This is a genomic window from Bacillus sp. D386 (genome assembly GCF_006346415.1).
The window spans coordinates 683,507-708,228 of record NZ_VEMV01000003.1 but is presented as its reverse complement, the minus strand read 5'-3'; the positions used below and the strand labels follow the sequence as shown (position 1 = coordinate 708,228).

Here is a 24,722-nt window from a genome sequence, read left to right as displayed (position 1 = left end):
ATCTTAGTATGTATATCGATATTTTATTTCACTACCAAGGACACCTTACGGATTTAGAGAGCCAAATGGTATCCCTGGCAAATGAAATAGAAGAATATAAGATTATCCAATCGATTCCTAGTATCGGTGAAAAGATTGCGGCAACAATCATTTCGGAGATAGGAGAAATTGATCGGTTTAATCACCCTAAAAAGTTAGTGGCCTTCGCTGGAGTAGATCCCAGTGTCTATTCATCTGGTAAGTTTACTGCGAACATAAATCGTATAACCAAACGAGGATCCAGTAGGCTAAGGCATAGTTTGTATTTAGCTGTTTTATGTGGGATAAGAGGCTCTAGAAATAAAAAGCTCAAAGAGTTCTATGATAGAAAACGTTCAGAAGGAAAACCTTCAAAAGTTGCCATTGTAGCTTGTATCAACAAGCTGCTTCACTGGATTTATGCTTTATTGAAAAAGAACGAGAATTTCCTAGATTTAGCTTAGGAAATGATATTTATCCAACATAAGAAAAACCTTCCAAAAAGAAACTGGAGGGTTATTTGGCATACCCAAAAACAGTATAGCATATAAAAAAATGAAATATACAGAGAGATATTGACAACCTATTAGCTGGTTTAGCTGAATAAGAATGTTTTAGGATTTGCATTATAATTATCAAAATTCCTCTTGAACCTCTAGTTACGTGAGGTTTTATCATGAGCTTAAATATTTATGGGGAGGGATGTTGATGAAAGGGAATATAGAATATTCCATTGGTGAATTTTCGGAAAAGACAGGAATACCTATTCGAGCTCTACATTATTATGATGAAATTGGTCTTTTACAGCCAAAGAAGAATCCAACATCAGGTCATCGTATTTACAGACATCAAGATACTTTAACGTTACAAAAACTCTTAAGTTTAAAGTTTCTTGGATATAACTTGGTTAAGATTGCTGGATTATTAGGTGAATCAAGTTTTTCAGATGATTTAAATAAGACTTTAAACCTCCACTTTCGAGCACTAGAAAAAGAAAAAGAACGAATTGAGCGTTCAATGACTGCTGTTAAGAGAGTGATTATGATACTTGAGAAAGAGGGAGAAGTTGATAGTACAGTGTTATTCAGCCTTATCCATAGTACAGAGATGGACAATATGCAATACAAATGGATGGAACGGCATAACTTATCTGATGTAGCGGAAGGAATAGCAAAGAAATCTGAAGAAGAAAAACTAGCCCTAGATCAAACCTTCATTGAGTTAAATAAGCAAGTGAAACAATTATACGGTAAACCTATCGACCATCCTGAAGTGCAAGAAGTGATTAAAATGTATCTTGAAGAGTCTTTTGCGTTTCTTGGTGAAGATTTGGTGCAAAATCTAGCTGATGCTGACGTAGAAGAACTCGATATTCAAGAGTTTGAACAACTCGCACCTTCACCATTCACAGAAAATGAGCAAAAATGGCTTAACCAAGCAATAGAATTTTATATGAAACATGTAGAAATGGAATGAAAATAGGTTTTTACCTGACTACAGTATAATTTCATTAAAGGGTGTTAAACCAAGAAGAATTAATGCCCTTTTCTATTGAATTTCTTATTTTAGAAATGGGCCAGATTAGCGGACGAAGACATTCGAAAAGTCGGAGGATTTTATGAAAAGGAAATTTCCGTTTGTGATTTCAATTGCTGCGGTTTCGGGTGGGGGCAAAACAACAATAACTTCTTACCTAAAAGGACAGTTGCAAAATAGTAAAACAATATCTTTTGATGATTATGATTTTGATGGTCCCGATAACTTTATTGAATGGGTTGATAATGGTTCTAATCCTGATGATTGGGACTTATCACCACTCATTAGAGATATAAAGAAGTTAGTTACTGAACCACTAGATTACATCATTTTAGATTTTCCATTTGCTTATTTACATACTAAAACAAGAGAATTAATTGATTTTGCAGTGTTTATTGATACCCCGCTGGACATTGCAATGGCACGGAGAATAATTCGTGACTTTAAAGATGGTTCTACCGAGGATATTATGCTGGATCTAGATAACTACATTCTTAGAGGAAGGCAGGGGTATCTGGATATGATAAATACAACAAAGCCGAATTCTGACCTAATTGTAGATGGGACATTATCTAAATCTGAGATTGTAAGTATTATCGTTCAAAATATAATGTGAATAGAGTAATTCACAGGACAAAGCAAGAATGAAAATATAATATCTTATTCAAGTAACAGGGATGTTGATTTAAGCAGGATTAATGTCCCTTTATGTTGAACTCATATGGTTGAAATGGGGCAGGTTAGTTCATTAAGAAAGTAAAAATATAGGGGGAGTATTTATTTAAATGAGGTGCAGCACCATTAATGCTCTTTTTAGTTGAATTCCTTAATGTAGAAACGGGGATTTTGACATTGAGCAAACATAGACTGGTGGTTTTTATGTGTGCTCAAAAAGCGTCAATAGGAATGGTATAAGAGTGTTTATTAAATCACCACAATAAAAATAGAACGTTTGTATTATTTTAAACAAACGTTCTAACTATGCTTCTGGCTATCTAATAGTCTCGAATTTATTCTTGTTGTTCTTGATCATCCTTCAATCGGCCTGCTTTTTTTACGGCTTCTTTTAAGAGGATTTCTATTTGAGCATTTACACTGCGAAGTTCATCATCTGCCCATTTTTCAAGTGCGTCATAAAGTTTAGGATCAATTCTTAGCGGATATGCTTTTCTTTTGGCCATCTTAAAAACCTAATGAATGCTTCCTGTATTAATAATTGGCTGCGTTCCCTTTTCTGAAACAATTGCAACCATTAAGTTGTTGACCATTTGTGCTTTCTTGTCTTCATCAAGTTCAACAATATCTTCATCCGCCAATTGGTCGATCGCACTTTTCACCATTCCAATGGCACCATCAACAATTACCTTACGGGCAGCCAGCACAGCCTGGGCCTGTTGTCTTTGTAACATAGCGGAAGCAATCTCAGAAGAATAGGCTAGATGCATGATTCGTGCTTCAAGCACATCCACACCAGCTACCTCTAAACGTTTTTGTAAATCCTCTGCTAAAAAAACAGCAATTTCATCACTATTTCTCCGTAGTGACAGATCGGTTTCTTTGTCAAAGTGATCATAGGCGTATTGGCTTGCGATATGACGAATTCCCGTTTCACTTTGGATTTGTACAAACTCTTTGTAATCCTTCACATCAAAAGTTGCCTTCGCACTATCATTGACACGGTATACCACCACGGCAGCTATTTCAATCGGATTACCTTCTAAATCATTTACCTTTAGGGTATCGCTATTGAAATTGATGACGCGCAGTGAAACGCTGGATTTGATGGTAAAAGGTATTGCCAACCATAGACCTTGCTCGCGTATGACTCCTACATATGTTCCGAAAAATGTTAATACTTTTGCTTCGTTTGGTTGGACAATGGTGATGCCAGACAATAATACGGCAACAGCTATTAATAATACGATTGGAAGTACAGTTGATCCATTTATCAACATATAAGCACTAATGCTGATAATGACCAACCCTGCAAGGACGCCTAAATAACCATTCATTTTAACTGCCTTCTTTTCAACCATCTTAATGCCTCCTATATATCAAAGTGATATCACAATTATATCACTTATTTAGTTAGATAGTTAGCTTTTTATAACAAAATATACCAAATATTCTAATTAAGTTTGTAAAGCAATCCTAAAATACACCTGTATAATTATTCGGAAAGTTTAAAATAATCTTCCTTTGGTTTATTTGATTTGCTAAAATAAGAAGGCCTTATAAAAGAGAAAAGGAGGGCATTTGTGAAGATCTTTGTAAAGCTAAAATGGTTTTTTAAGAAAGAAAAAAAAGCATACATAATTGGCATCATTATGTTATTATTCGTAGCTATTTTGCAGCTGATTCCACCTAGAATTATAGGAATTGTAGTTGATCAGATTAATAATGATTCTCTGACAGGTGCAGGTCTTTCGAAATTGACTGTTATTTTAATTGCTTCGGGCGTTGGTATGTACATATTAAGATATTTTTGGCGAATCAAGATCTTTGGTTCAGCCGTGAAGTTAGCAAGAGAACTTCGTTATCGATTATTTGATCATTTCACGAATATGCCGTCATCCTTTTACCAGCGTAAGCGCACCGGAGATTTGATGGCACATGCGACCAATGACTTAAATGCAATCCAGCAAACCGCAGGAAGCGGTGTCCTATCCTTGGTTGATTCGCTAACGACCGGTGGGTTTGTTGTTCTGGCCATGGCCTTTATTGATTGGCGTTTAACGTTGTTTGCATTGCTTCCTATGCCCGTTATTGCCATCTCAACAAGCTATTATGGGAAGCTATTACATAAAAGATTTAGGGCTGCTCAGGCTGCCTTTTCTGAATTGAATGACAAGACCCAGGAAAGCATAAATGGGATTAAAGTGATCAAGACCTTTGGCCAGGAAAGAGAGGATATTGAATCCTTTCGGTCTTCCTCTAATGATGTAGTGGATAAAAACATATCGGTGGCGCGTATAGATGCCTTGTTTGATCCAACTATCAGTGTAATGGCGGGACTTTCTTATTTTATTTCAATCGCTGTTGGCGCGAAATATGTGATGGAGGGCAGTTTGACGATTGGTGAACTTGTATCTTTTTCGACCTATCTAGGATTATTGATTTGGCCGATGCTCGCTTTTGGATTCTTATTTAATATCGTGCAACGGGGGAACGCATCTTATGATCGAATTACTGAACTCCTAGCTGAAAAAACCGATATTTTTGATAAAACTGGCGCTCTTAACGAACAAGCCAGTGGTGATATAGAATTTGAGATTTCATCCTTTACTTATCCTGATGAAAAGGAACCTGTACTGGAGGATCTCTCATTTACGATAAAAAAAGGGGAAACTCTCGGAATAGTTGGGAAAACTGGTGCAGGTAAAACGACTTTATTAAAATTACTGATTAGGGAATTTGAGACAACAGAAGGGTGCATAAGCATTAAAGGACACGAAGTCCAAAATTATACGTTGAAATCCTTACGAGAAGCAATTGGGTATGTACCACAGGATCCTTTTTTATTTTCAGCAACAGTTGGTGAGAATATCGCCTTTGCTAAACCGAATGCTACCCAAGAAGAAATTAAGGAGGCGGCAATTCTTTCATATATTCATTCTGATATTGAAGGCTTTACGGAAGGATATAATACGGTTGTAGGTGAACGTGGAGTCTCGCTTTCTGGTGGTCAAAAGCAAAGAATCAGTATAGCAAGGGCATTGATGCTTGATCCTGAAATCTTAATTCTGGATGACTCACTATCGGCAGTCGATGCCAAAACAGAGGCAACAATCCTCCAGAATTTAAAGGAAAACAGAGTACACAAAACAACGATTATCACATCCCATCGGTTAAGTGCTATCCAGCATGCCAATCTAATCATTGTTCTGAAGGACGGTAAAATCGTTCAAAAAGGTACGCATAGGGAGTTAATGGACTTGGAAGGCTGGTATAAAGAAATGTACCAACAGCAACAATTAGAAGAATTAGTGGAGCAGGGGGGGTAAGAGATGGATGAACTTAAATCAATAACAGGAAAAGAACAGCGAGCAATTCTCTTCCGTCTCTTGTCCTATGCGAAACCATATAAAAAGAGATTAATAGGAGCATTTTTCTTATTATTTCTTGCGACAGTGGCTGACATCACAGGACCTATTTTAGTGAAGATATTCATTGATGATTATTTAACGCCAATGAATATGCAGTATAAGCCAATAGCTATTTTGGCAATCGGGTATTTGATACTCCTGTTTGCTAAAATGTTTATTACTTATTTTCAAGAGTTTTCGTTCCAGCTTGTCGCTTTAAAAATTATTCAGCAGCTTAGGGTTGATGTTTTCAGTAAAGTACAAAGCCTTGGATTGAGATATTTTGATAAAACACCAGCAGGAGCAATTGTATCCAGGATTACTAATGATACAGAAGCAATTAAGGATATGTTTGTGACTGTGATTGCAGCTTTTATATCCAGTGGATTTTTCGTGATAGGGACGATTATTGCGATGTTTATTTTGAACGTTAGGCTTGCTGTGTTTTGTTTATTCATCCTGCCCATTTTATATTTGCTTATGAGATTTTATCGTAAATTCAGCAGTGTTTATTATCAAGAACTCAGGGAAAGGCTAAGCCAGTTGAACGCCAATTTAAATGAATCTCTCCAGGGGATGTCTATAATTCAGGTGTTTCGCCAGCAGAAACGCTTAAAGGATGAGTTTGAGGAGATTAATCAAAAACATTATGAAGCAGGAATGAGGAATATTAAGATAGATGGGTTATTGCTAAGGCCAGCGATAGATCTAGTATATATATTTGCGATTGTTCTTGTGCTCAGTTACTTTGGGATCAACTCGATGAATTCAGTAGTTGAAATAGGTGTTTTGTATGCGTTTGTAAACTATATTGATCGTTTTTTTGAACCAGTTAACCAAGTGATGCAAAGATTATCCTTATATCAGCAGGCAATTGTGGCTGGATCAAGAGTATTTGCTGTTTTGGATGAAAAAGAGTTAGCCCCCGGGGCAGAGAGCATTCAAACGTATAAAATCGAGCTGGGTGTCGTTGAATTTAAAAATGTTAGTTTTTCTTATGATGGAAAGAGAGATGTACTAAAAAACATCTCCTTTAAAGTCAATGAGGGCGAAACAGTTGCACTTGTTGGACATACGGGTAGTGGAAAAAGTTCTATCATAAATTTGATCATGCGTTTCTATGAATTTAATAGAGGAGATATATTAATTGATGGGAAATCCATCAAAAGTTATTCAAATGAAGAACTGCGGGGGAAGATGGGGCTTGTATTACAGGATGCTTTCTTATTCTATGGGTCTGTTAGAGATAATATCAGTTTGCATGATCAAACAATAACGGACAATGAAATAGAAGAGGCAGCTAAATTTGTTCAGGCGCAATCCTTCATTGAAAAGCTACCTGATAAATATAATCATTTAGTAGTGGAGCGGGGAGCAACATTTTCGAGCGGTCAAAGGCAGTTGATTGGCTTCGCGCGAACAATCGTGAGAGATCCTAAAATTCTTATTCTTGATGAAGCGACTGCCAATATTGATACAGAAACTGAAGAGGCTATTCAAAAAAGCCTGGAAAAAATGAGAAAGGGCAGAACGACAATTGCAATTGCCCACCGTCTTTCCACAATCCAAGATGCTAACCTTATACTTGTTTTGCATCAAGGCCAAATTGTTGAACAGGGAACACATCAGGAACTGCTGGCTAAGCAAGGGCTTTATTATAAAATGTATTTACTTCAAAATGGTATCCGTTCAAGTTTCAACAAAGATGTAAGCTGAAAAAAGACTCTAACTAAATAAATCGCATCCGATTCATCGGATGCGATTTATTGTTCTTCTGAAATATACTTTTGGGTGACTCCTGAAACTGTTTGAACAGTGTTTTAATGGAAAAAGAATGAGTTCTTCTAACTCTATTCTATCCTTATGTGTTTGGGTTTTTCTTACTTTAGCTTAACATGATATTTTTGATCTATTGTATGTTTTTTCAGGTTGATAGTTGTTTAACAGATGATCGAGTTCCTGGCTATATTGAATGGTTGTTTGAGATGATAATCCATTCTGAGAGACGATAGTAACTAGTTCTGCACGCTTGATTTCTATTTTATCTAACAACTCTTGATTATCCATGGTTGCAGATCCTTCCTCGTTTAGTGGATTATGTTTAAATTTACAAGGTTATAACATATTCTTACAGAAAAGAATTGCGGTAAAACTATTATACATAAATTTTACTAAAAATGTAAAATATATTGAAAAATTAAAACTATACTCTTTATCATCTGCTCAGACAGTTACTTTATATGGAGTAATTTGGTACAATGTAAGGTGGAATGAATTAGAAACAGTGGGGGTAATTTCATTTGGGTGATATTAATATATTTTTGGCATTCGGAGCAGGTTTCCTCAGCTTTATATCTCCATGCTGTCTTCCGCTTTATCCGGCCTTTCTTTCTTATATAACAGGAATGTCGGTTGGAGAATTAAAAAATGATAACGCGATGATGCATAAAAGGAGCCTATTACATACTTTCTTTTTCTTAATTGGATTTTCCATTATTTTTATAGCACTGGGATTCAGTGCATCTTATATTGGAACCTTCTTTGAAAACTATGGAGATATTATCCGGCAATTAGGTGCTATTCTTATAGTCTTTTTTGGCTTAATTATAATTGGCTTCTTTCAGCCGAAGTTTCTTATGAAAGAACACCGTTTTGAATTTAAAAATCGTCCGGGTGGTTATATCGGATCAATTTTAATAGGAATTGCCTTTGCAGCAGGATGGACTCCATGTACTGGACCTATTTTAATGGTTGTCATTGGGATGACCGGAACCAACCCGGAATCTGGTATGTTCTACATGTTAGCTTATATTTTAGGATTTGCTATTCCGTTTTTTATTATGTCTTTTTTTATTGGGAAATTAAGCTGGATCAAACGTAACTCGGATAAAGTTATGAAGGCAGGCGGAATGTTAATGATTCTGATGGGAATCGTTTTGTTTTTTGATTGGATGACCAAAATAAGCTCATATTTTATCGCTTTATTCGGAGGATGGAGTGGTTTTTAACTAGTTTTAATCATATTCAGCACAGAGTTATACTTTTATTTTGTAACAGGGGGAACTAAAGATGGCTAATATTCTAATAGTGGATGATGCAAAGTTTATGCGGTTGACGTTGGCAGCTATCCTTAAAAAAGGAAATCATCACATTGTTGGAGAAGCAGAATCAGGTATAGAGGCAATTGATCTATATGAAAAGTATAAGCCTGATTTGGTTACTATGGATGTAACGATGCCATTAATGAGTGGATTAGAGGCGACCAAAGTAATTAAGGGTAAATACCCGGATGCCAAAATTATTATGTGTTCGGCAATGGGTCAGCAAAAGATTGTCAGAGAATCTATAGAAGCGGGTGCAAAAGACTTTATTATAAAACCATTTGAAGAGATAAGGGTAATAGATGCGGTCAAGCGTGTCTTGGATTAACATAAATCGTATTAAACGTTTGAAATTAATGTATGCTAAAAGGAATGATGATATATGATGTTTGCAGTATCTACAATACTTGCAGTGATAATGGGACTTTTTGTTTTTGCAGTAAGGATGAAGGCATCTCAAAAACCGGCTTCTATCAAAAAGATTATATTGCCGCCGTTTTTTATGAGTACCGGTGCACTTATGTATGTATTCCCATATTTTCGGTTAACTGGAATGGAAATACTCGAGGCAATCATACTGGGCATGTTTTTTTCTATATTTTTAATAAAGACATCCAAATTTGAAATTAAAGATAAACAAATATATATGAAACGGTCGAAAGCTTTTGGAATTGTCCTTATAGGACTCATTTTAATCAGAACCATCCTTAAGGTATTTTTAAGTTCATCAATTGATTTAGGTGAAACAGGAGGAATGTTCTGGCTATTGGCTTTTTCAATGATTGTGCCATGGAGAATAGCGATGTATATGCAATATAAGAAGTTTGAGAACATCTTAAATGATACACAGGCAGGTAATAATCCGGTTACTTCCGTATAAATGATAAAAAACGACCTTTGGTCGTTTTTTTAATTTTGGCTGTTTTAACCCGAATCATGTTAATCGGGTTGAATTTGTTTCACAAAATACAACCGTATTTTAAATTGAAGATATTTTTGAGGAAGATCATAAAAATAAAAGGCTGTTTTCGCATAGATTGTTGCTCTTGAATAAAAGGATATAAATATCCAATTTGTGGTACAGTTGAATTAAGGTGGCTTGTTCAACAAACGGGGCAGGTTAGCGGAAGAAGGACTTGAACAAAATATGGCGAATAATTGATATTAGAACATACCAACGACTAAAAGACGATCAACGAATTAGGGATAAAACCAGTAAATAAATTTCAGGGAGAGTAACATGAATTTTAATGAGTCGGTTTTGGATGAACAGCTTGAAATACTAAAAAGCTTTTTATGCCATTTATTCTAGTTTTAGATATTTAAATGAGAAATTTGATAACCTATGTAGATTTGGTTCTCAGGAATTTTGGAAGTATACAATAGATGCACATTACTTTCAGTCAATTAATCTCTGGTGTATGATTTTTGGTACTGACGAAAATGAAATACACTGGAAGAAGCTTGGATTAGATGGTGATTTAAAGCCAATTACTTTGTCTAACATAGAGTTAAGTGAGAAAGATTATAATTTGTACTGGAAGAGTTTGAAGGATTGGCGAAATATGTATTCAGCACATAGAGTACCAGGATTTAAAGAAAAGACACCAGACTTGAAAATAGCCCGAATGGTAGTATTTATAATGAAGACTGGGTTGAAAGGAATATTGATGCAATCAGTTAGCTATTCCTCATTGAAACTATATGAGGAAAACTTTAAAGAAGAATTAAATTTATCAATTAGCACTTTGCTAACAGCGTCAAAATAATACATAGTCTTTAAGCAGGGATAAATATTTTTGGCTATTATAGTTTATTGAACTAAAGGGGCAGAAGAGTTGAAGAAGCCTATGATTAAGGATGGGGAAAATGAAAGAAAAAATACACATATTGGGAGCCTCTGGTTCTGGTACTTCAACGCTAGGTTCTTCATTATCAAAGGTCTTACCTCATACACATCTTGATACTGATGACTACTTTTGGACAACTAAATTTACTAAACAAAGAGAAGTACCTAAAAGAAGAGAAATGCTTGAAAAAGATTTATTACTTAATGAAAACTGGATTCTTTCTGGTGCAGTGTGTGGTTGGGGTGATAACTTTAAAAGTTATTTTGACCTTGTTATATTCTTATGGGTTCCGCAAGATATAAGGCTTGAAAGGTTAAAGCAGAGGGAATATGAGCGTTATGGAAGTCAAATATTAACTGGCGGAAGCAAATATGAACAATCGAAAACTTTTTTAGAGTGGGCTTCTCTTTATGATAGTGCGGGAATGAAAGTTAGAAGTAAAAAATTGCACGAGCATTGGATGGCAGACTTATCTTGTCCAGTATTAAAAATTGAAGGGGATTATTCAGTCAATGAAAGAGTTGATATTGTCTTAGATTATCTAAATACTAATTGAACTAACAGGGGCGTTGATCCAAGAAGGATTAATGTCCTTTTCTGTTGAACTCCTTATGGAAGTAAAGGGACAGGTTAGCTCAAGAAGGAATTGAATAGAATAATAATGTAAATGTGATATGATTAGACAAAAACTTGGGGAAATGACTTGTTGTAAGGGGAGAGAAATATGCTAAAAACATTAAGAATTATTTTATCGATAGGTGTTCTTGCATTAGCGTTTTTTGGTCTAATAACTAAGAACTTTGAGTATATGCCTTATTTAATGATGGTACTAAGTTTTTTAATATTGACTACGGGACTAATTGAGCTTCAAAAAGATAAAAAAGCATTTTGGGGTTATATGTCTATTGGTGTTTCTGGTTTTGTTTTTTATGTTTCAATTCAGGGATTCTTATTGAGTTAACAGGGATATTAGCATAAGAAAAGGCTGTCAAATTGACGGCCTTTTCTTATGCTGCTAACGGGGCAGTTTAGTGGAAGAACATTGTTTAATTTGTGTTGAACATTAGAGTTGGATTGTACTAATATAAAACTTATAAGTAATGAAAGGAGCTGCTGTGTTTATGTATAGCAAGCGAAATGTGGAGATTGTAACAAATAGGGAGGTATGCACAAAATAAACTAATGCATAAAACCTCCCAAAAGTTATTATCTAAACTTTAGGAGGAAATGAAATTGAATAATATTGATATGAAAAATTTAGGACTTACTGAAGAATTCATACAGGAGTCTACAATATATAAAGACCTTTTTATTGGGCGAGTTTCATCACAATCTAAAAATTTATATAAGGTGATTACAGAAAGTGGTGAGGTTGTTGCTGAGATATCCGGTAAGTATCGCTATAATGTAACAGGAATTTCTGAATATCCTGCTGTTGGAGATTTTGTTATGATCGACAGAACAAATAATTCAAAGGGGAACGGAATTATTCATCATATACTTTCACGAAAAAGCGTATTTGGACGTAAAATGGTAGGAACCAAAAAAGATATTCAGATTGTCGCTACAAATATTGATACGGTTTTTATTTGTATGTCACTGAACAATGATTATAATCTGCGTAGACTAGAGCGTTATCTTTCTATCGCTTGGGACAGTGGTGCAAACCCAGTTGTTGTACTTACAAAGTCAGATTTATGTGATGATATAGCATCAAGACTTGATGAAATATATTCTATTGCAATTGGTATAGATGTGATTGTTACAACAAATACTTCTGATGAAGGATGCCAATCTTTAAAAAAGTATCTTTCAAATGGGAAGTCAGTAGCGTTTATAGGTTCATCTGGAGTTGGGAAATCAACCTTAATTAATTGCCTTATCGGCCAAAACTTATTAGATACAAATGAAATAAGGAATGATGATAAAGGCAAACATACTACTACAAGCCGTGAATTAATTATGTTGCAAAATTTAGGTGTTGTTATAGACACTCCTGGTATGAGAGAGCTTGGAATTATAAGTGCAGATTTAACCAAGTCTTTTTCTGATATTGAAGACCTTGCTAATGATTGTAAATTTAATGATTGTACACACCAACATGAGCCAAACTGTGCAGTACAAAAAGCAATGAAAGATGGATTTTTGTCAATTGAAAGGCTAGAAAGCTACTGGAAACTAAAAAAAGAGACTAAGTATCAAGGTTTGAATTCTAAAATGATTGAAAAAGAAAAGGCAAATGAAATGTTTAGTAGCATAGGCGGCATGAAAAATTTCAAGAAATTTAAAGAACAAAATAGAAAGAAAAGAAGATGAAGTTTTATAGCTCTTTGAAGTGAAAAATAGGTAACAGCTCGATGTTGAGCTGTTACCTTATTTTTTGGTAGATAGTATAGTTAAATGAGATTTTATTTATAATATTTGTGAAGGAATGTACTTAAACAAACAGGAGAGTTAGTCCAATAACAAGTACAACCACTTCCTTTTTGGAGGTGGCTATTTTCATAAAAACAAGCGTTAATCAATAGCAACAATACTTACGAAAACAGCCAAGTAAAAATAGCTAGAGGCTATTCTAGTAACACCAAGGGGAAAAGAATCAGAAAAACCGAATGGATTAGCCGAATAAAAAGCACCCAATCGGGTGCTTTTTAACTGCTGGAAATTAGGTTGTCTTAGTTCTTCTGATCAGTTTTTCAATCTCAATTACAATGATTGGAACAAATCCAAGTCCAAGCGCGATCAGATAGTATTCAGAAGGAAGAGGAGTTACCTCGAAAATATAAGCAAGCGGTGGTATAAATACAATCGCAACTATAAGTAAAAGTGAAGCAAGCAGGGCAAGAATCATATATTTATTTTCACGAATATCGGATTGGAAAATAGATTTGGTTGTTCTTACATTTAGAACATGAAAGAGCTGCGAAAGTGATAAAACTAGAAAAGCCATTGTTTGGGCAGCGCCTAATGAGTTCAGATTGACTCCTGCCAGATAAAAGCCGATTAAGGAAAGTACAGCAAACATCAACCCCTGAAGGACAATCCGGTAAAGGAGCCCACCTGCAAAAATTCCTTCTGCTTTTGGCTTCGGTCTCCTCTTCATAATATCTTCTTCAACAGGTTCCATTCCAAGAGCGAGTGCAGGAAGTCCGTCTGTCACTAAGTTCAGCCACAAAAGATGGATGGCAAGGAGCGGTGTTTGTTGCCAAATAATCATGGCAATGAAAACAATAAATATCTCACCCATATTAGTGCCAAGCAGGAATTGAATGGCTTTGCGAATATTATCATAGGTACCGCGACCTTCTTTTACTGCATCGACAATTGTCGCAAAATTATCATCCGTCAAGATCATATCAGATGCTCCTTTCGCGACATCCGTCCCCGTTATACCCATCGCGCAACCGATATCAGCTGCCTTCAAGGCAGGAGCATCATTAACCCCGTCACCTGTCATTGATACGATTGCACCTTTTTGCTGCCAGGCGCGGACAATCCGTATTTTATCTTCCGGTGACACACGTGCATAAACAGAGTACTCATCGATTGAGTCATTTAATGCTTGATCGCTCATTTTTTCAAGTTCTGCACCACTAAGAGACTTTTGTCCGGCATTTAATATACCGAGTTCTTTGGCAATGGCATTTGCTGTTCCAATATGGTCACCTGTGATCATAACCGGGCGGATACCAGCTCTTTTACAAACCTGTACAGCATCCTTAGCTTCTGCACGTGGAGGATCAATCATTCCAAGCAAGCCGACAAAGTGCAAATCATGCTCAATCTCATCGCTATTAGGGTGATCAGGAACACTGTCAAGTTCCTTATAAGCAACAGCGATAACACGCATAGCTTCATCCGTCATTTGGTTGTTAATTCTCTTGGCAGCTTCAAAATCACCAGTTTTACAACGGTTCATCAATACATCAAAAGCACCTTTTGTTAATGCATAAGGTTTTCCTTCTATTACATGGATGGTTGTCATTAGCTTTCTGTCAGAATCAAAAGGAATCTCACCAACACGGGGTGCTGCTTCATGAAGGCTTTCTTTTGTCATTTGATTCTTAAGCGCTGCTGAAAGGATAGCAGTCTCTGTTGGATCGCCTATGTGCTTTTCTTCTCCATCTACGATTTCAACGGTCCCATTTGATGCAAGTGAACCAAGGCGAAGCAAGGATTTAATTGGACCGGAAACATGGTCAGTTATATCTTCTGGTTCACCTTTAACCCAGGCTTTGATGACTGTCATTTTATTCTGTGTAAGTGTACCTGTTTTATCAGAGCAAATAACAGAGGCACTTCCTAAAGTTTCAACTGCTGGAAGCCTGCGTATAATAGCATTTCTTTTGACCATTCGCTGGACGCCGAGTGCTAAAACGACTGTGACAATTGCTGGCAAACCTTCTGGAATAGCAGCGACTGCTAAGGATACTGCAGTCATAAATATCTCTAGTATCGGCATCCCTGAGAAGAATCCGATAGCAAAGATTACAATACTGATGGCAAGCGCCAGCAAGCCGAGGTACTTTCCTAGCTTGCCTAGTTTTTGTTGCAGAGGTGTCTGACCTTGGTCAGCTGATTCAAGCAATTCGGCAATCTTGCCCATTTGTGTATCCATTCCGGTTCCAATTATAATTGCTTTTCCGCGACCATAGGAAACACTGCTGCCTGAAAAAACCATATTCACTCGATCTCCAAGGGGTGCATCCTCATTAACTGTTGCATTCTGATCCTTTTCAACTGGAACGGACTCTCCAGTTAAAGCTGACTCCTCAATTTTCAAGGAAGCTGCATCAACTAATCTTCCATCAGCCGGAATGAAATCACCAGCTTCAAATTCGATTAGATCACCAGGCACAATCTGGCTTGCTTCAATCTCGGTTAATTTTCCATTACGGATGACTTTTGCCCGTGGAGAGGAAAGGTTCTGTAGTGCCTCGAGTGATCTTTCCGCCTTATTCTCCTGAACAACTCCAAGTACAGCATTCAATATAACAATACTTAAAATAACAACTGGTTCAATATATTCCTTTGTATCATGGCCTTTAAGGGCGACGAAAAAGGAAACCGCAGCCGCGATGATTAGAATCAAGACCATGATATCCTTAAATTGTTCAAAAAAACGTTGGACGAGCGACTTCTGTTTCTTTCCTTTTAATTGATTAAGTCCGTATTTCGCTTGGTGTTCCGCTACTTGTGCGTCGCTTAAGCCAAGCTTACTATTTGTCCGATATTCCTTTTCGATATCATCGAGTTTTTTCATATGTGGATTATTCATGAAGAAACCTCCATTCTTTTTCACTAAATATGCCTTTAGCATATCCAAAAGAGAGCGAAGGATTCTTTTAAGATAATAAATTAATAAAGAAAGGTAGACTTACTCAATATCTTCTTTTGATATCATAAAGAATTAATGAAATACAACTATTCACTCGAATTGGACTTGCCGATAGAAGTGAGATAGTTAATGAATAAGCATTGTTTTATTACTTAGATACGATAGGTAAATATTATCGATTAATGGGGGAGGGGGGATGTTTTTTATAGAACATGGAATGAGTGGCTAATGTTCCCCGGAATTTAGATTACTTTACAGTACAGAAATAAAATGCGATTCGATATTCTTTTTAAATGACACATAGAAATGAAAGAATTTTTACGATATTCACCAATAGGGGATGCAATAGTAAAATAAGGACAAGAAGAGCAGGGGAATCAATGGAAAATATCTATGAAAAAAGGACTTCAGAATAACACTTATTCTGAAGTCCTTTTGTATGCTAATCAAAAATATACATTAGCGTTTATAAGATTGATTTATCTGTGTCCATTGGCAATGTGTTATGTGTTTCAAGTGGAGCTGGTTTTAACATTGGTTTTGCGCCTTCTGCAGGTGGAACGACAGCTTCATAGCGGAATTCACCTTGTCCATCCGGAGCTTCACCGCTTGCCCACGTTCCAGTACTGCTTTCTTCGCCTTCAGAGAAATTATATAAAGAGTATGCGATATCTAAGCGTTCTTTTTCACGAGGGAATGTGCTTGGAACAAGTAATCCTTCTTGTTCTTCTAATTCAGCGATTGCTTTTGCCCATAGATTTTGGTGATAAGAATCACGTGCAATAAGAACGGAAAGCAAATCTTTAATTCCTGGATCATCTGTCATTTCATAAATACGGACTGCAGCTAATCGACCTTGTGATTCAGCGTTTAGGTTAGAGCGGAAGTCAGCCAATAAGTTGCCGCTTGCTGTTACATAGCTTCCCATCCAAGGGTTACCAACACTGTCCTGTGGACGAGGATTTAATCCAGAAACAATAGCATGTTGTGGATTCATACCGCTTAGTACAGCAGCGACTGCTGGGTCAGCCATTGCTTTTTCTTGATCTTTAAGTGGTGCGTCATCAAGAAGACGTGCGACCATAGTCGCTAACATTTCAACGTGGCCGATTTCTTCTGTACCGATATCAAGTAAAAGGTCTTTATATTTTTCATTGCCGCGTACGCTCCAGCCTTGGAACAAATATTGCATCATAACGGACATTTCACCATATTGTCCACCAATCAGTTCTTGAATTTTCTTTGCCATCAATGGATCTGGTCTAGTTGGTTTAGCTTCGAATTGAAGTTCTTTTTTATGAAAAAACATATTCATACCTCCGTATATAATAGTATTTTGTGAGCGATTGCTCGTACAATCTATTACATACCCAGCGTTTTTAGGAAGAAACATAGAAATTTTGTAAAATCAGGTAATAGAGGTGTGAAATGCTATGGTAATATTGACATAGAGAATAAGAAATAAATTTTATTTTCAAGTGTATTTTTACATATTTTTTTCTTGGTTGTTGAAAATTTATGGTCTATACATAAAAAATGTCATAATAAGAAAAGAGCACCCAGAATACATGTATTCTGGGTGCTTTAGTTCGATAGGCGATAGCGCCAGATTAATTTTTCATTGCACCGATTGGCGTTAATTGTTCATTAGGCTGTTGCTTGGTTATTGATTCCATCTTCTTTAATTCTTCTCGAAGTAATCGTCTGACTTCCCTGCGTCTGTGTACTTTTTTTCCCATTAAGTAAAGACCTCCTTAAAGTAGTGGAAATGCAACAAACCAATCTGACCCTTAACAAAAATAACCACAATCCCTGATTAGATTAAAGAAATATCTAGATTGAATGATATGAGGAAACTATACAGTATATTCATTACTTCTTTAATACAGTCAGATTGTTATCTTTAGTTATATCAGAGATTGATAATTCTGACAATTAAAAACAATCTCAATTAACAAGGGAAAACAATAGAGAAAAGCCCAAAATCTTTGATATATTTACGTAATACACCCTTTTCCTGCAATTCTTTTTATTTTTCTCCAAAATCCATGTTAGGAATGGAGGTTCCCTTATACGAATTTTGTACAAACAATTTAGTAATTATTAGTCAATTTAGTTGAAGGTTTCCAACTCTTTGTTATAATAATACATGGAAAATGATTGTTAAATTAGGGGATTGTGTATTACTTAACTGGGGTGAATGATTTATGTTAGAAGGATGGTTTTTATGGTTCATCCTGTTTTGGGTTGTCTTTATGATTGGTTTTATGGCCATCGGTGGATTTTTTATGTTTCGAAAGTTCTTAAAAAAACTGCCCAAAGAAGATGGAAAATCAGATATGGACTGGGAAGTTGAATTTGTTAATCAGACAAGGCATCTATGGAATCAGGAAGAAAAAGATTTTCTAGAAGAATTAGTAAGCCCGGTTCCTGAATTATTTCGAGATGTAGCAAGGCATAAAATCGCAGGGAGAATCGGTGAACTTGCACTTAAAGAAAAGGCTAATAAGATAACGATGGATCTTATTATTAAAGGGTATATTCTAGCAACACCAAAACGTGATCACAAATTTCTTCGAAAAAAATTAGAAATTGAAAAAATAGACGTCAGTCCATTTGAAAAATACTTCTCTATTTGACCTCTTCTTTTTATGAAGAGGTTTTCTTTTACGGAAATAGCGTTTGATTGAAAATAGGACCTTAATAGGTCCCCGGGTTATTATGGCTGTGTTTGACAAATTATTTGTTGTTACTATCTTTTATAGAATCAAAAAAGCTATTTACGTCTTTAACGTATTGATGGAAAAACTCCGGAATCTCTTTGTCGTCCAAACCATAAAAGCTATTCATTGCAACCCCTCTGATATACCATTCCTGAGAATCCAGTCCTCTTTTAAAGCAGTTCCAAATTTCACTCCCCAATAATTCATGTCCGGCAGTCATGGATTTTAGGTTATCCCATTTATCAGCAACAATAAGAGCCTTTACTTCAAGAGGCGCTTCTTTAACAAGCTCAAGTGTATGCTGCTTACGTTCTTCCCAGGTTTTTGTTTTGTCCTCTGTATGAGCAGAAACATAATGCGCGATTTTAGGTCCAAACTCCTTTTCAATCTGTTCAATCGTTGTATCTGTGTCCTCCACAGTATCGTGCAGGAATGCTGCAATCACCAATTCTTCACAAAAACCAGCCTCTTCAAGAGTTTTAGCCACCTGCAAAGGGTGTATAATATAGGGTTCATTTGACAGCTTACGTACTTGTCCGGCATGTGCCTCCGTTGCAAATTGTACTGCTTTTTCCTTTAATGTCATTCATTCAGCCACCTTATCTATATATACTGAAATTTCACTATCTTATTATAAATAAATAATTCTGTGCAGCTAGAATATATAAAATATACATATGATTATGGGTATTATATCATATTTAGCTTTGAGGCAGGTCTTATGCGTTTTATTTATGAATATGTATAATAATATATTACACAGAAAGCTAAAATTATATATAATCATACTGTGGATTATTAGAAAGATTTAAAAGGGGTCATAAACCATGGAACTTATCAAGGAAATTTATGATGATGCGTCAGAACAGTATACGGATCATGCATACCGTATTAGAAAGGCATCCAGAGCTGTAGTCATTAACGACCGTGATGAGATTGCTCTTTTATTCGTTACAAATGGAAACTATCATAAATTGCCTGGTGGAGGCATTAAAAGCAATGAAACTATTTATGATGCATTAAAAAGAGAGGTAGAAGAAGAAGTAGGAACCTTAATAGAAGATATTAAGGAACTGGGACTTACTATTGAATACCGTAATAATGAAGAGCTGCTTCAGATATCTTATGGATATATTGCTAAAACTATTGGTGAACTTAAAGACCCGATGTATACCGACGATGAGATTAACGACGGATTTGTATTAAGATGGGTGCCAATCAAAATAGCGATTGAAATATTAAAACAAGACATGCCTTCTAATTATGCAGGACAATTTATTCAGCAAAGAGATCTGGAATTTTTATTAAAAGCTGACGAACTGATTTAAAATAATGTCAGTCACTACTCTAAAAGCTGCACTCCAATTGTTAGAGATTTAATTGCAATTGGAGTGCTTTTTTAGTTTAGTTAAAATAGTTTTCTAAGTCAGCTAAAGAATAGGCATCAGAAACACCTTTTTTGGAATATAAATATTGAATTAGATTTTTATCATCTTCATACAGATCAGCTAGTCCATAATAAATATTCTTTAAATAGGGAAGAGAAGGTGGAGTGATGTTCTTTTCAGCAATAGTTCGATTATCTGTAAAGGTGAAAATCGGATATCCATCCGTCTCACCCAAGTAGAGAATATTACCATACCAAGAATCGTTAAAGGAATAGGTATGAACATTTTTGGCTAATTCAAGATCTATCTCCATTTTATAATTGTCATTCTCCTGCTGTACAATTTGTTTAAACTGTTCGCTAGTAATTAGGTATTTCTTACCGTATGTCCTTGTATTCGTATCTCTATCAGTATTGATAAAAGCGACACCGCCATCCCAACGACCTGAGTATTCAGCGAAGTACATCTCATAAGGAAGAGAAATCGGAGCAATTTTTTCTGGATAAGCAGGATTCGTACACCCACGTTCATTTTTTGTAGAACCCTCTGGTGTCCCTCCGCTTATATAACAACGAAAGCGGCTCTCTAATAAATTGGATCCATAACTTGCGTACCATACATAATCCATTGTCGTATAATACCTCCTCAATAAAATTCTATATAGATATACGTACCACAAAAGGGATTGATTACACATGAACATGCGGGAGGCAGGTTAATTCCTTAGAAAAATCAAACGTATCGTGAGCACGAACAAAAACGGTAAGCTGTGTAACCTTCAGAAAAAGAATTTTAAACAATCAGGGAGAGAAAAGGGAAAGTTAATAATAATATTTTTAGTTAAAAGGCGAAAATTTAAAAATATAGAGGATATTAGTAGTTGTATTAGGTCTGCCAGTAGGAAAGGCCATTAAAGATAATACAAAACCTTATAATCAATGTTTCTGTTGAAAGTCTGAGGATCTTTTCCTGAATACTATCTATGAGCGGAATTAAAATGCGAGAGAAAAAAATTCCTCCCGCAGTCTTTTAAGAAAAGATAATGCTGTTACATATCGTGATGAGAATGATGTTTTTGACGTGTATGCTGCCTGTTTTTCACTTTATGAGAACCGCTTAAGGGTGCCGGTTGGCCAGAATGATTTTTATCTTTAGGGCCTTTTTGGTGATTAGCGTTTTTATTCGACATATTCATCCCTCCTACCTATAGTATGAGAACCTATTAAATGATTATACAGGTATATAATAACGGGTATTTAGAAGCTGATTCACATCATGAATAAGGCAATAAACTTCCGTACATCATAAAAGATATATTGTTAAGGAGGGGTGTACGTGCCTTATCACAAAAATAAAGTTCAAGCGTTTCAATCCGCTCAAAATGGCGTCAGAAGAGCGGTGGATGCACATGAAAATCTTGAATCTATGCAGCATGATCCTCAATTTGGCCATGAAGTGGGACATTTGTGGGAAGAAATTAATGAGGCGTATCAGCAGGTTGAAAATGCTTATGAAGTGGCAAGTGAACATCAAAAGGACCAACTGGATGATTATAGAAATACATTAGACAAAATGGTTTCAGATTTAGACAAATTTGAAAAATATCGATAAGGTACCGGCCAGCTAATATTACTTTGCTGGCCGGCTTTTATTTTATCAGGAAAATAATTACCAATAAGCAGAACTTATGACAGGTAATAAATTACTTATATTTTACTTTATGGAAAGGTTATATTAATATTAAATTGTTAGAATATTAGGATTGAATGAAAAGTGTTTTACTTTTCTACAATTTATTACTATATTCTGTAATATCTTTTACCTAGAGGGGGTAATTTGATTGGGGAAAAATGATGTGTTCGATTCACGGAGATTTTTTGAAATCGACGGTAAACGCTATCATTACTACAATTTGAATGTATTGGAAGAAGCAGGAGTTGGAGAAGTTTCCAAATTGCCTTATTCCATTAAAGTTTTACTGGAGAGCGTTTTGCGTCAACAGGATGGGAGAGCTATTAAAAAGGAACATGTGGAAAACCTTGCTAAATGGGGAACAGAGGAAATGTCAATCGATATTGATGTACCTTTTAAACCTTCCCGTGTAATATTGCAGGATTTCACAGGTGTACCGACTGTAGTCGATTTGGCTTCATTACGTAAAGCCATGGCTGATATCGGAGGAGATCCGGGTAAAATTAACCCTGAAATCCCGGTTGATCTTGTTATCGACCATTCAGTTCAGGTTGATAAATATGGAACTGCAGATGCGTTGCAGATTAATATGGATTTAGAATTTGAAAGAAATGCGGAACGTTACCAATTCCTAAGCTGGGCACAAAAAGCATTTGATAATTACCGTGCGGTTCCACCAGATACAGGGATTGTTCACCAAGTGAACCTTGAGTATTTGGCTAATGTTGTACATTCAGTAGAAATGCCGGATGGCGATTATATGACATTCCCAGATTCTTTAGTGGGAACTGATTCACATACTACCATGATAAATGGTCTGGGTGTATTAGGATGGGGTGTAGGCGGAATTGAAGCGGAAGCTGGAATGCTTGGCCAACCTTCTTATTTCCCAGTACCTGAAGTTATCGGTGTACGGTTTATTAATTCCTTGCCAAACGGAACAATGGCTACAGATTTGGCGTTAAAAGTTACTGAAATACTGCGTAAAAGTGGTGTGGTTAATAAATTTGTAGAATTTTTCGGCCCTGGGATGAGCGCTCTTTCACTTTCAGATCGTGCGACCATCGCAAATATGGCACCGGAATATGGCGCTACTTGCGGTTTCTTCCCAATTGACGAAGAATCTCTTACTTATATGCGTTTGACTGGACGTACAGAAGAGCATATCGCAATTGTTGAGCAATATTGTAAAGAAAACGGTTTGTTCTACTATAAAAACAGTGATGAACCAAGATATACAAAAATTATTGAGATTGACCTTTCAGAAATTGAGGCTAATCTATCCGGTCCAAAACGTCCGCAGGATTTGATTCCTTTATCTAATATGAAATCTGCCTTCAATCAAGCTTTAACAGCTCCGGTTGGAAATGCAGGATTCGGTCTTAGTCAAGATGAAATTAATAAAAAAATCACTGTTCAGCTGAATGATGGCCGTCAGGCGCCGATGAAAACAGGTGATATTGCCATTGCTGCCATTACAAGCTGTACGAATACCTCTAACCCATATGTTATGCTGGGTGCTGGACTAGTTGCTAAGAAGGCTGTGGAATTAGGATTACAGGTTCCACATCACGTAAAAACATCATTAGCTCCGGGATCAAAAGTCGTTACAGGCTATTTGCGTGATTCTGGTCTGGGAACATACCTTGATAAACTTGGTTTCAATGTTGTTGGGTATGGCTGTGCTACATGTATCGGGAACTCCGGTCCATTAATGGAAGAGATTGAAGCAGCTGTTTCTGAATCAGATTTACTTGTTACTTCTGTCTTATCCGGTAACCGTAACTTTGAAGGACGTATTCATCCGTTAGTAAAAGCAAACTATTTGGCATCACCGCCATTGGTTGTCGCATATGCCTTAGCAGGTACAGTGGATATCGATCTTGAGAATGATCCAATTGGAAAAGGTAAAGATGGAAAAGATATTTATTTCAAAGATATCTGGCCATCCAGTGAAGAGGTTAATAAACTTGTACAGGATACCGTAACATCTAATCTCTTCCTTAAAGAGTATGAGCATGTATTCGATGACAATGCAAGATGGAATGAAATCCAAACCAGCAACGAACCTTTATATAATTGGGATTTTGATTCAACTTATATTCAAAACCCACCTTATTTTGTAAATATGGATCCTAACCCAACAGAAGTAAAACCGCTTGACGGACTGCGCGTTGTCGGATTATTTGGAGATTCAGTTACAACAGACCATATATCTCCGGCTGGATCTATCGGCAAAGATACACCAGCAGGTAAATACTTGCGTGAAAAAGGAGTTGCTATCCGTGACTTTAACTCATACGGTTCTCGTCGTGGAAACCATGAAGTTATGATGCGCGGTACTTTCGCTAATATCCGAATCCGTAATCAGATTGCTCCAGGCACTGAAGGTGGATATACAACGTATTGGCCAACTGGTGAAGTGATGTCTATCTATGATGCATGTATGGAATATAAAAAAGATGATACTGGCTTGATCGTATTGGCTGGGAAAGATTACGGAATGGGAAGCTCCCGTGACTGGGCTGCCAAAGGTACCAACCTACTTGGAATTAAAACGGTCATTGCGGAAAGCTTTGAAAGAATTCACCGTTCCAACCTTGTATTAATGGGTGTACTTCCGCTTCAATTCAAAGAAGGCGAAAGCGCTAAAACACTTGGTTTAACTGGAAAAGAGAGAATCTTTGTTCCAGTTAATGAAAATGTTAAACCACGTGACATCATCGAGGTAACTGCAGTTGGAGAGGACGGAACAGAGAAGAAATTTGATGTTTTAGTTCGTTTTGATTCTGATGTGGAAATCGATTATTATCGTCATGGCGGTATCTTACCAATGGTTTTACGAGGAAAATTACAAGAAGCATCATCTACTAAGTAACGATAAAAAACTGACTTCGGTCAGTTTTTTATTTTTGTTTAGAATAACTAATTGTAAATATGAAGATCAGAATTCTGTAAATCTTATCAGGATGAGATTTTCACGCTTTCGTA

The 24,722-nt window shown here is 36.2% G+C and carries 25 protein-coding genes; 16 read left to right on the top strand and 9 right to left on the bottom strand.

Features of this window, described 5'->3' with window-relative positions:
- From FHY45_RS12095 to FHY45_RS12085, 3 genes are all read left to right on the top strand, one after another.
- On the top strand, window positions 1-482 hold a 482-nt coding region (locus tag FHY45_RS12095), incomplete at its 5' end, for a transposase (RefSeq protein ID WP_139891995.1).
- Window positions 483-726: 244 nt separating this feature from the next.
- The gene (locus tag FHY45_RS12090) at window positions 727-1,494 is read left to right on the top strand and encodes a MerR family transcriptional regulator (RefSeq protein WP_139891994.1); all 768 of its coding nucleotides are present in this window, start codon (window positions 727-729) and stop codon (window positions 1,492-1,494) included.
- A gap of 142 nt (window positions 1,495-1,636) precedes the next feature.
- Window positions 1,637-2,170, top strand: a complete 534-nt coding sequence (locus FHY45_RS12085; RefSeq protein WP_139891993.1) for a nucleoside/nucleotide kinase family protein — start codon at window positions 1,637-1,639, stop codon at window positions 2,168-2,170.
- Between the two features lie 394 nt (window positions 2,171-2,564).
- Here FHY45_RS12085 and FHY45_RS12080 read toward each other — a convergent pair whose 3' ends face one another.
- Window positions 2,565-2,735, bottom strand: coding sequence for a type II toxin-antitoxin system antitoxin (locus FHY45_RS12080; RefSeq protein ID WP_139063817.1), 171 nt, complete (start codon window positions 2,733-2,735; stop codon window positions 2,565-2,567).
- A 9-nt stretch (window positions 2,736-2,744) separates the two neighbouring features.
- Window positions 2,745-3,590 carry an SPFH domain-containing protein gene (locus tag FHY45_RS12075; RefSeq protein WP_139891992.1) on the bottom strand — a complete coding sequence of 282 codons (846 nt, stop codon included), beginning with the start codon at window positions 3,588-3,590 and terminating at the stop codon, window positions 2,745-2,747.
- Window positions 3,591-3,812: 222 nt separating this feature from the next.
- On the opposite strand from FHY45_RS12075, the gene FHY45_RS12070 reads away from it, so the two are divergent.
- Window positions 3,813-5,558 carry an ABC transporter ATP-binding protein gene (locus tag FHY45_RS12070; RefSeq protein ID WP_139891991.1) on the top strand — a complete coding sequence of 582 codons (1,746 nt, stop codon included), beginning with the start codon at window positions 3,813-3,815 and terminating at the stop codon, window positions 5,556-5,558.
- A 3-nt stretch (window positions 5,559-5,561) separates the two neighbouring features.
- Window positions 5,562-7,355: an ABC transporter ATP-binding protein gene (locus FHY45_RS12065; RefSeq protein ID WP_139891990.1), complete on the top strand. Its 1,794-nt coding sequence runs from the start codon at window positions 5,562-5,564 to the stop codon at window positions 7,353-7,355.
- Between the two features lie 174 nt (window positions 7,356-7,529).
- Here FHY45_RS12065 and FHY45_RS12060 read toward each other — a convergent pair whose 3' ends face one another.
- Window positions 7,530-7,706 (bottom strand): aspartyl-phosphate phosphatase Spo0E family protein, encoded by a 177-nt coding sequence (locus FHY45_RS12060; protein WP_139891989.1) that lies wholly within the window; start codon window positions 7,704-7,706, stop codon window positions 7,530-7,532.
- Between the two features lie 233 nt (window positions 7,707-7,939).
- On the opposite strand from FHY45_RS12060, the gene FHY45_RS12055 reads away from it, so the two are divergent.
- The 7 genes from FHY45_RS12055 (at window position 7,940) to rsgA (ending at window position 12,906) form a co-directional block, all read left to right on the top strand.
- Window positions 7,940-8,647, top strand: coding sequence for a cytochrome c biogenesis CcdA family protein (locus FHY45_RS12055; RefSeq protein WP_066103982.1), 708 nt, complete (start codon window positions 7,940-7,942; stop codon window positions 8,645-8,647).
- 61 nt (window positions 8,648-8,708) lie between these two features.
- Window positions 8,709-9,068 carry a response regulator gene (locus FHY45_RS12050; RefSeq protein ID WP_139891988.1) on the top strand — a complete coding sequence of 120 codons (360 nt, stop codon included), beginning with the start codon at window positions 8,709-8,711 and terminating at the stop codon, window positions 9,066-9,068.
- Between the two features lie 54 nt (window positions 9,069-9,122).
- A complete protein-coding gene (locus FHY45_RS12045) occupies window positions 9,123-9,620 on the top strand; it encodes a CcdC family protein (protein WP_139891987.1) in 498 nt (165 codons plus the stop codon).
- Between the two features lie 541 nt (window positions 9,621-10,161).
- The gene (locus tag FHY45_RS12040) at window positions 10,162-10,509 is read left to right on the top strand and encodes a hypothetical protein (protein WP_139891986.1); all 348 of its coding nucleotides are present in this window, start codon (window positions 10,162-10,164) and stop codon (window positions 10,507-10,509) included.
- Window positions 10,510-10,609: 100 nt separating this feature from the next.
- Window positions 10,610-11,146, top strand: a complete 537-nt coding sequence (locus FHY45_RS12035) for an ATP-binding protein (protein WP_066103966.1) — start codon at window positions 10,610-10,612, stop codon at window positions 11,144-11,146.
- Between the two features lie 168 nt (window positions 11,147-11,314).
- Complete coding sequence (locus FHY45_RS12030) at window positions 11,315-11,551, top strand: DUF3953 domain-containing protein (protein ID WP_139891985.1); 237 nt, start codon at window positions 11,315-11,317, stop codon at window positions 11,549-11,551.
- A gap of 272 nt (window positions 11,552-11,823) precedes the next feature.
- Window positions 11,824-12,906 (top strand): ribosome small subunit-dependent GTPase A, encoded by a 1,083-nt coding sequence (gene rsgA / locus FHY45_RS12025; protein WP_066103963.1) that lies wholly within the window; start codon window positions 11,824-11,826, stop codon window positions 12,904-12,906.
- 349 nt (window positions 12,907-13,255) lie between these two features.
- Here rsgA and FHY45_RS12020 read toward each other — a convergent pair whose 3' ends face one another.
- The 3 genes from FHY45_RS12020 to FHY45_RS20960 all read right to left on the bottom strand — a co-directional run bounded on the left by FHY45_RS12020 (window position 13,256) and on the right by FHY45_RS20960 (window position 17,667).
- Window positions 13,256-15,868 (bottom strand): calcium-translocating P-type ATPase, PMCA-type, encoded by a 2,613-nt coding sequence (locus FHY45_RS12020; protein ID WP_218975785.1) that lies wholly within the window; start codon window positions 15,866-15,868, stop codon window positions 13,256-13,258.
- 526 nt (window positions 15,869-16,394) lie between these two features.
- Entirely contained in the window at window positions 16,395-17,237 is an 843-nt protein-coding gene (locus tag FHY45_RS12015; RefSeq protein WP_139891984.1) for a manganese catalase, read from the bottom strand.
- Window positions 17,238-17,538: 301 nt separating this feature from the next.
- Complete coding sequence (locus FHY45_RS20960) at window positions 17,539-17,667, bottom strand: hypothetical protein (protein ID WP_257469051.1); 129 nt, start codon at window positions 17,665-17,667, stop codon at window positions 17,539-17,541.
- A 468-nt stretch (window positions 17,668-18,135) separates the two neighbouring features.
- On the opposite strand from FHY45_RS20960, the gene FHY45_RS12010 reads away from it, so the two are divergent.
- The gene (locus tag FHY45_RS12010; RefSeq protein WP_066103960.1) at window positions 18,136-18,567 is read left to right on the top strand and encodes a DUF2621 domain-containing protein; all 432 of its coding nucleotides are present in this window, start codon (window positions 18,136-18,138) and stop codon (window positions 18,565-18,567) included.
- A 100-nt stretch (window positions 18,568-18,667) separates the two neighbouring features.
- Here the strand turns inward: FHY45_RS12010 and FHY45_RS12005 are convergent, their stop codons facing one another.
- On the bottom strand, window positions 18,668-19,237 hold the full coding sequence (locus tag FHY45_RS12005) for an HD domain-containing protein (RefSeq protein WP_066103958.1): 570 nt from the start codon (window positions 19,235-19,237) through the stop codon (window positions 18,668-18,670).
- 241 nt (window positions 19,238-19,478) lie between these two features.
- Here FHY45_RS12005 and FHY45_RS12000 point away from each other — a divergent pair, with 241 nt between their 5' ends.
- The gene (locus FHY45_RS12000) at window positions 19,479-19,979 is read left to right on the top strand and encodes an NUDIX domain-containing protein (RefSeq protein ID WP_139891983.1); all 501 of its coding nucleotides are present in this window, start codon (window positions 19,479-19,481) and stop codon (window positions 19,977-19,979) included.
- Window positions 19,980-20,055: 76 nt separating this feature from the next.
- Here FHY45_RS12000 and FHY45_RS11995 read toward each other — a convergent pair whose 3' ends face one another.
- Both FHY45_RS11995 and FHY45_RS11990 read right to left on the bottom strand, forming a co-directional pair.
- Window positions 20,056-20,667: a hypothetical protein gene (locus FHY45_RS11995; RefSeq protein WP_066103954.1), complete on the bottom strand. Its 612-nt coding sequence runs from the start codon at window positions 20,665-20,667 to the stop codon at window positions 20,056-20,058.
- Window positions 20,668-21,087: 420 nt separating this feature from the next.
- Window positions 21,088-21,228: a small acid-soluble spore protein P gene (locus FHY45_RS11990; RefSeq protein WP_139891982.1), complete on the bottom strand. Its 141-nt coding sequence runs from the start codon at window positions 21,226-21,228 to the stop codon at window positions 21,088-21,090.
- 146 nt (window positions 21,229-21,374) lie between these two features.
- On the opposite strand from FHY45_RS11990, the gene FHY45_RS11985 reads away from it, so the two are divergent.
- Window positions 21,375-21,650 (top strand): hypothetical protein, encoded by a 276-nt coding sequence (locus tag FHY45_RS11985; RefSeq protein WP_066103951.1) that lies wholly within the window; start codon window positions 21,375-21,377, stop codon window positions 21,648-21,650.
- 229 nt (window positions 21,651-21,879) lie between these two features.
- Window positions 21,880-24,609 (top strand): aconitate hydratase AcnA, encoded by a 2,730-nt coding sequence (gene acnA, locus FHY45_RS11980; RefSeq protein WP_066103949.1) that lies wholly within the window; start codon window positions 21,880-21,882, stop codon window positions 24,607-24,609.
- Window positions 24,610-24,722 lie beyond the last annotated feature (113 nt).

Excerpts from the sequence above, each read along its gene's own strand:
- FHY45_RS12030 (WP_139891985.1), top strand. The coding sequence starts at position 11,315 with ATGCTAAAAACATTAAGAATTATTTTATCGATAGGTGTTCTTGCATTA.
- FHY45_RS12075 (WP_139891992.1), bottom strand. The coding sequence starts at position 3,590 with ATGGTTGAAAAGAAGGCAGTTAAAATGAATGGTTATTTAGGCGTCCTT.
- FHY45_RS12065 (WP_139891990.1), top strand. The coding sequence starts at position 5,562 with ATGGATGAACTTAAATCAATAACAGGAAAAGAACAGCGAGCAATTCTC.
- FHY45_RS11995 (WP_066103954.1), bottom strand. The coding sequence starts at position 20,667 with ATGGATTATGTATGGTACGCAAGTTATGGATCCAATTTATTAGAGAGC.
- FHY45_RS12040 (WP_139891986.1), top strand. The coding sequence starts at position 10,162 with ATGATTTTTGGTACTGACGAAAATGAAATACACTGGAAGAAGCTTGGA.
- FHY45_RS12020 (WP_218975785.1), bottom strand. The coding sequence starts at position 15,868 with ATGAATAATCCACATATGAAAAAACTCGATGATATCGAAAAGGAATAT.
- FHY45_RS12085 (WP_139891993.1), top strand. The coding sequence starts at position 1,637 with ATGAAAAGGAAATTTCCGTTTGTGATTTCAATTGCTGCGGTTTCGGGT.
- FHY45_RS12000 (WP_139891983.1), top strand. The coding sequence starts at position 19,479 with ATGGAACTTATCAAGGAAATTTATGATGATGCGTCAGAACAGTATACG.
- FHY45_RS11990 (WP_139891982.1), bottom strand. The coding sequence starts at position 21,228 with ATGTCGAATAAAAACGCTAATCACCAAAAAGGCCCTAAAGATAAAAAT.
- FHY45_RS12060 (WP_139891989.1), bottom strand. The coding sequence starts at position 7,706 with ATGGATAATCAAGAGTTGTTAGATAAAATAGAAATCAAGCGTGCAGAA.
- FHY45_RS12010 (WP_066103960.1), top strand. The coding sequence starts at position 18,136 with ATGTTAGAAGGATGGTTTTTATGGTTCATCCTGTTTTGGGTTGTCTTT.
- FHY45_RS12035 (WP_066103966.1), top strand. The coding sequence starts at position 10,610 with ATGAAAGAAAAAATACACATATTGGGAGCCTCTGGTTCTGGTACTTCA.
- FHY45_RS12015 (WP_139891984.1), bottom strand. The coding sequence starts at position 17,237 with ATGTTTTTTCATAAAAAAGAACTTCAATTCGAAGCTAAACCAACTAGA.
- FHY45_RS12045 (WP_139891987.1), top strand. The coding sequence starts at position 9,123 with ATGATGTTTGCAGTATCTACAATACTTGCAGTGATAATGGGACTTTTT.
- FHY45_RS12005 (WP_066103958.1), bottom strand. The coding sequence starts at position 19,237 with ATGACATTAAAGGAAAAAGCAGTACAATTTGCAACGGAGGCACATGCC.
- FHY45_RS20960 (WP_257469051.1), bottom strand. The coding sequence starts at position 17,667 with ATGGGAAAAAAAGTACACAGACGCAGGGAAGTCAGACGATTACTTCGA.
- FHY45_RS12080 (WP_139063817.1), bottom strand. The coding sequence starts at position 2,735 with ATGGCCAAAAGAAAAGCATATCCGCTAAGAATTGATCCTAAACTTTAT.
- FHY45_RS12090 (WP_139891994.1), top strand. The coding sequence starts at position 727 with ATGAAAGGGAATATAGAATATTCCATTGGTGAATTTTCGGAAAAGACA.
- FHY45_RS12050 (WP_139891988.1), top strand. The coding sequence starts at position 8,709 with ATGGCTAATATTCTAATAGTGGATGATGCAAAGTTTATGCGGTTGACG.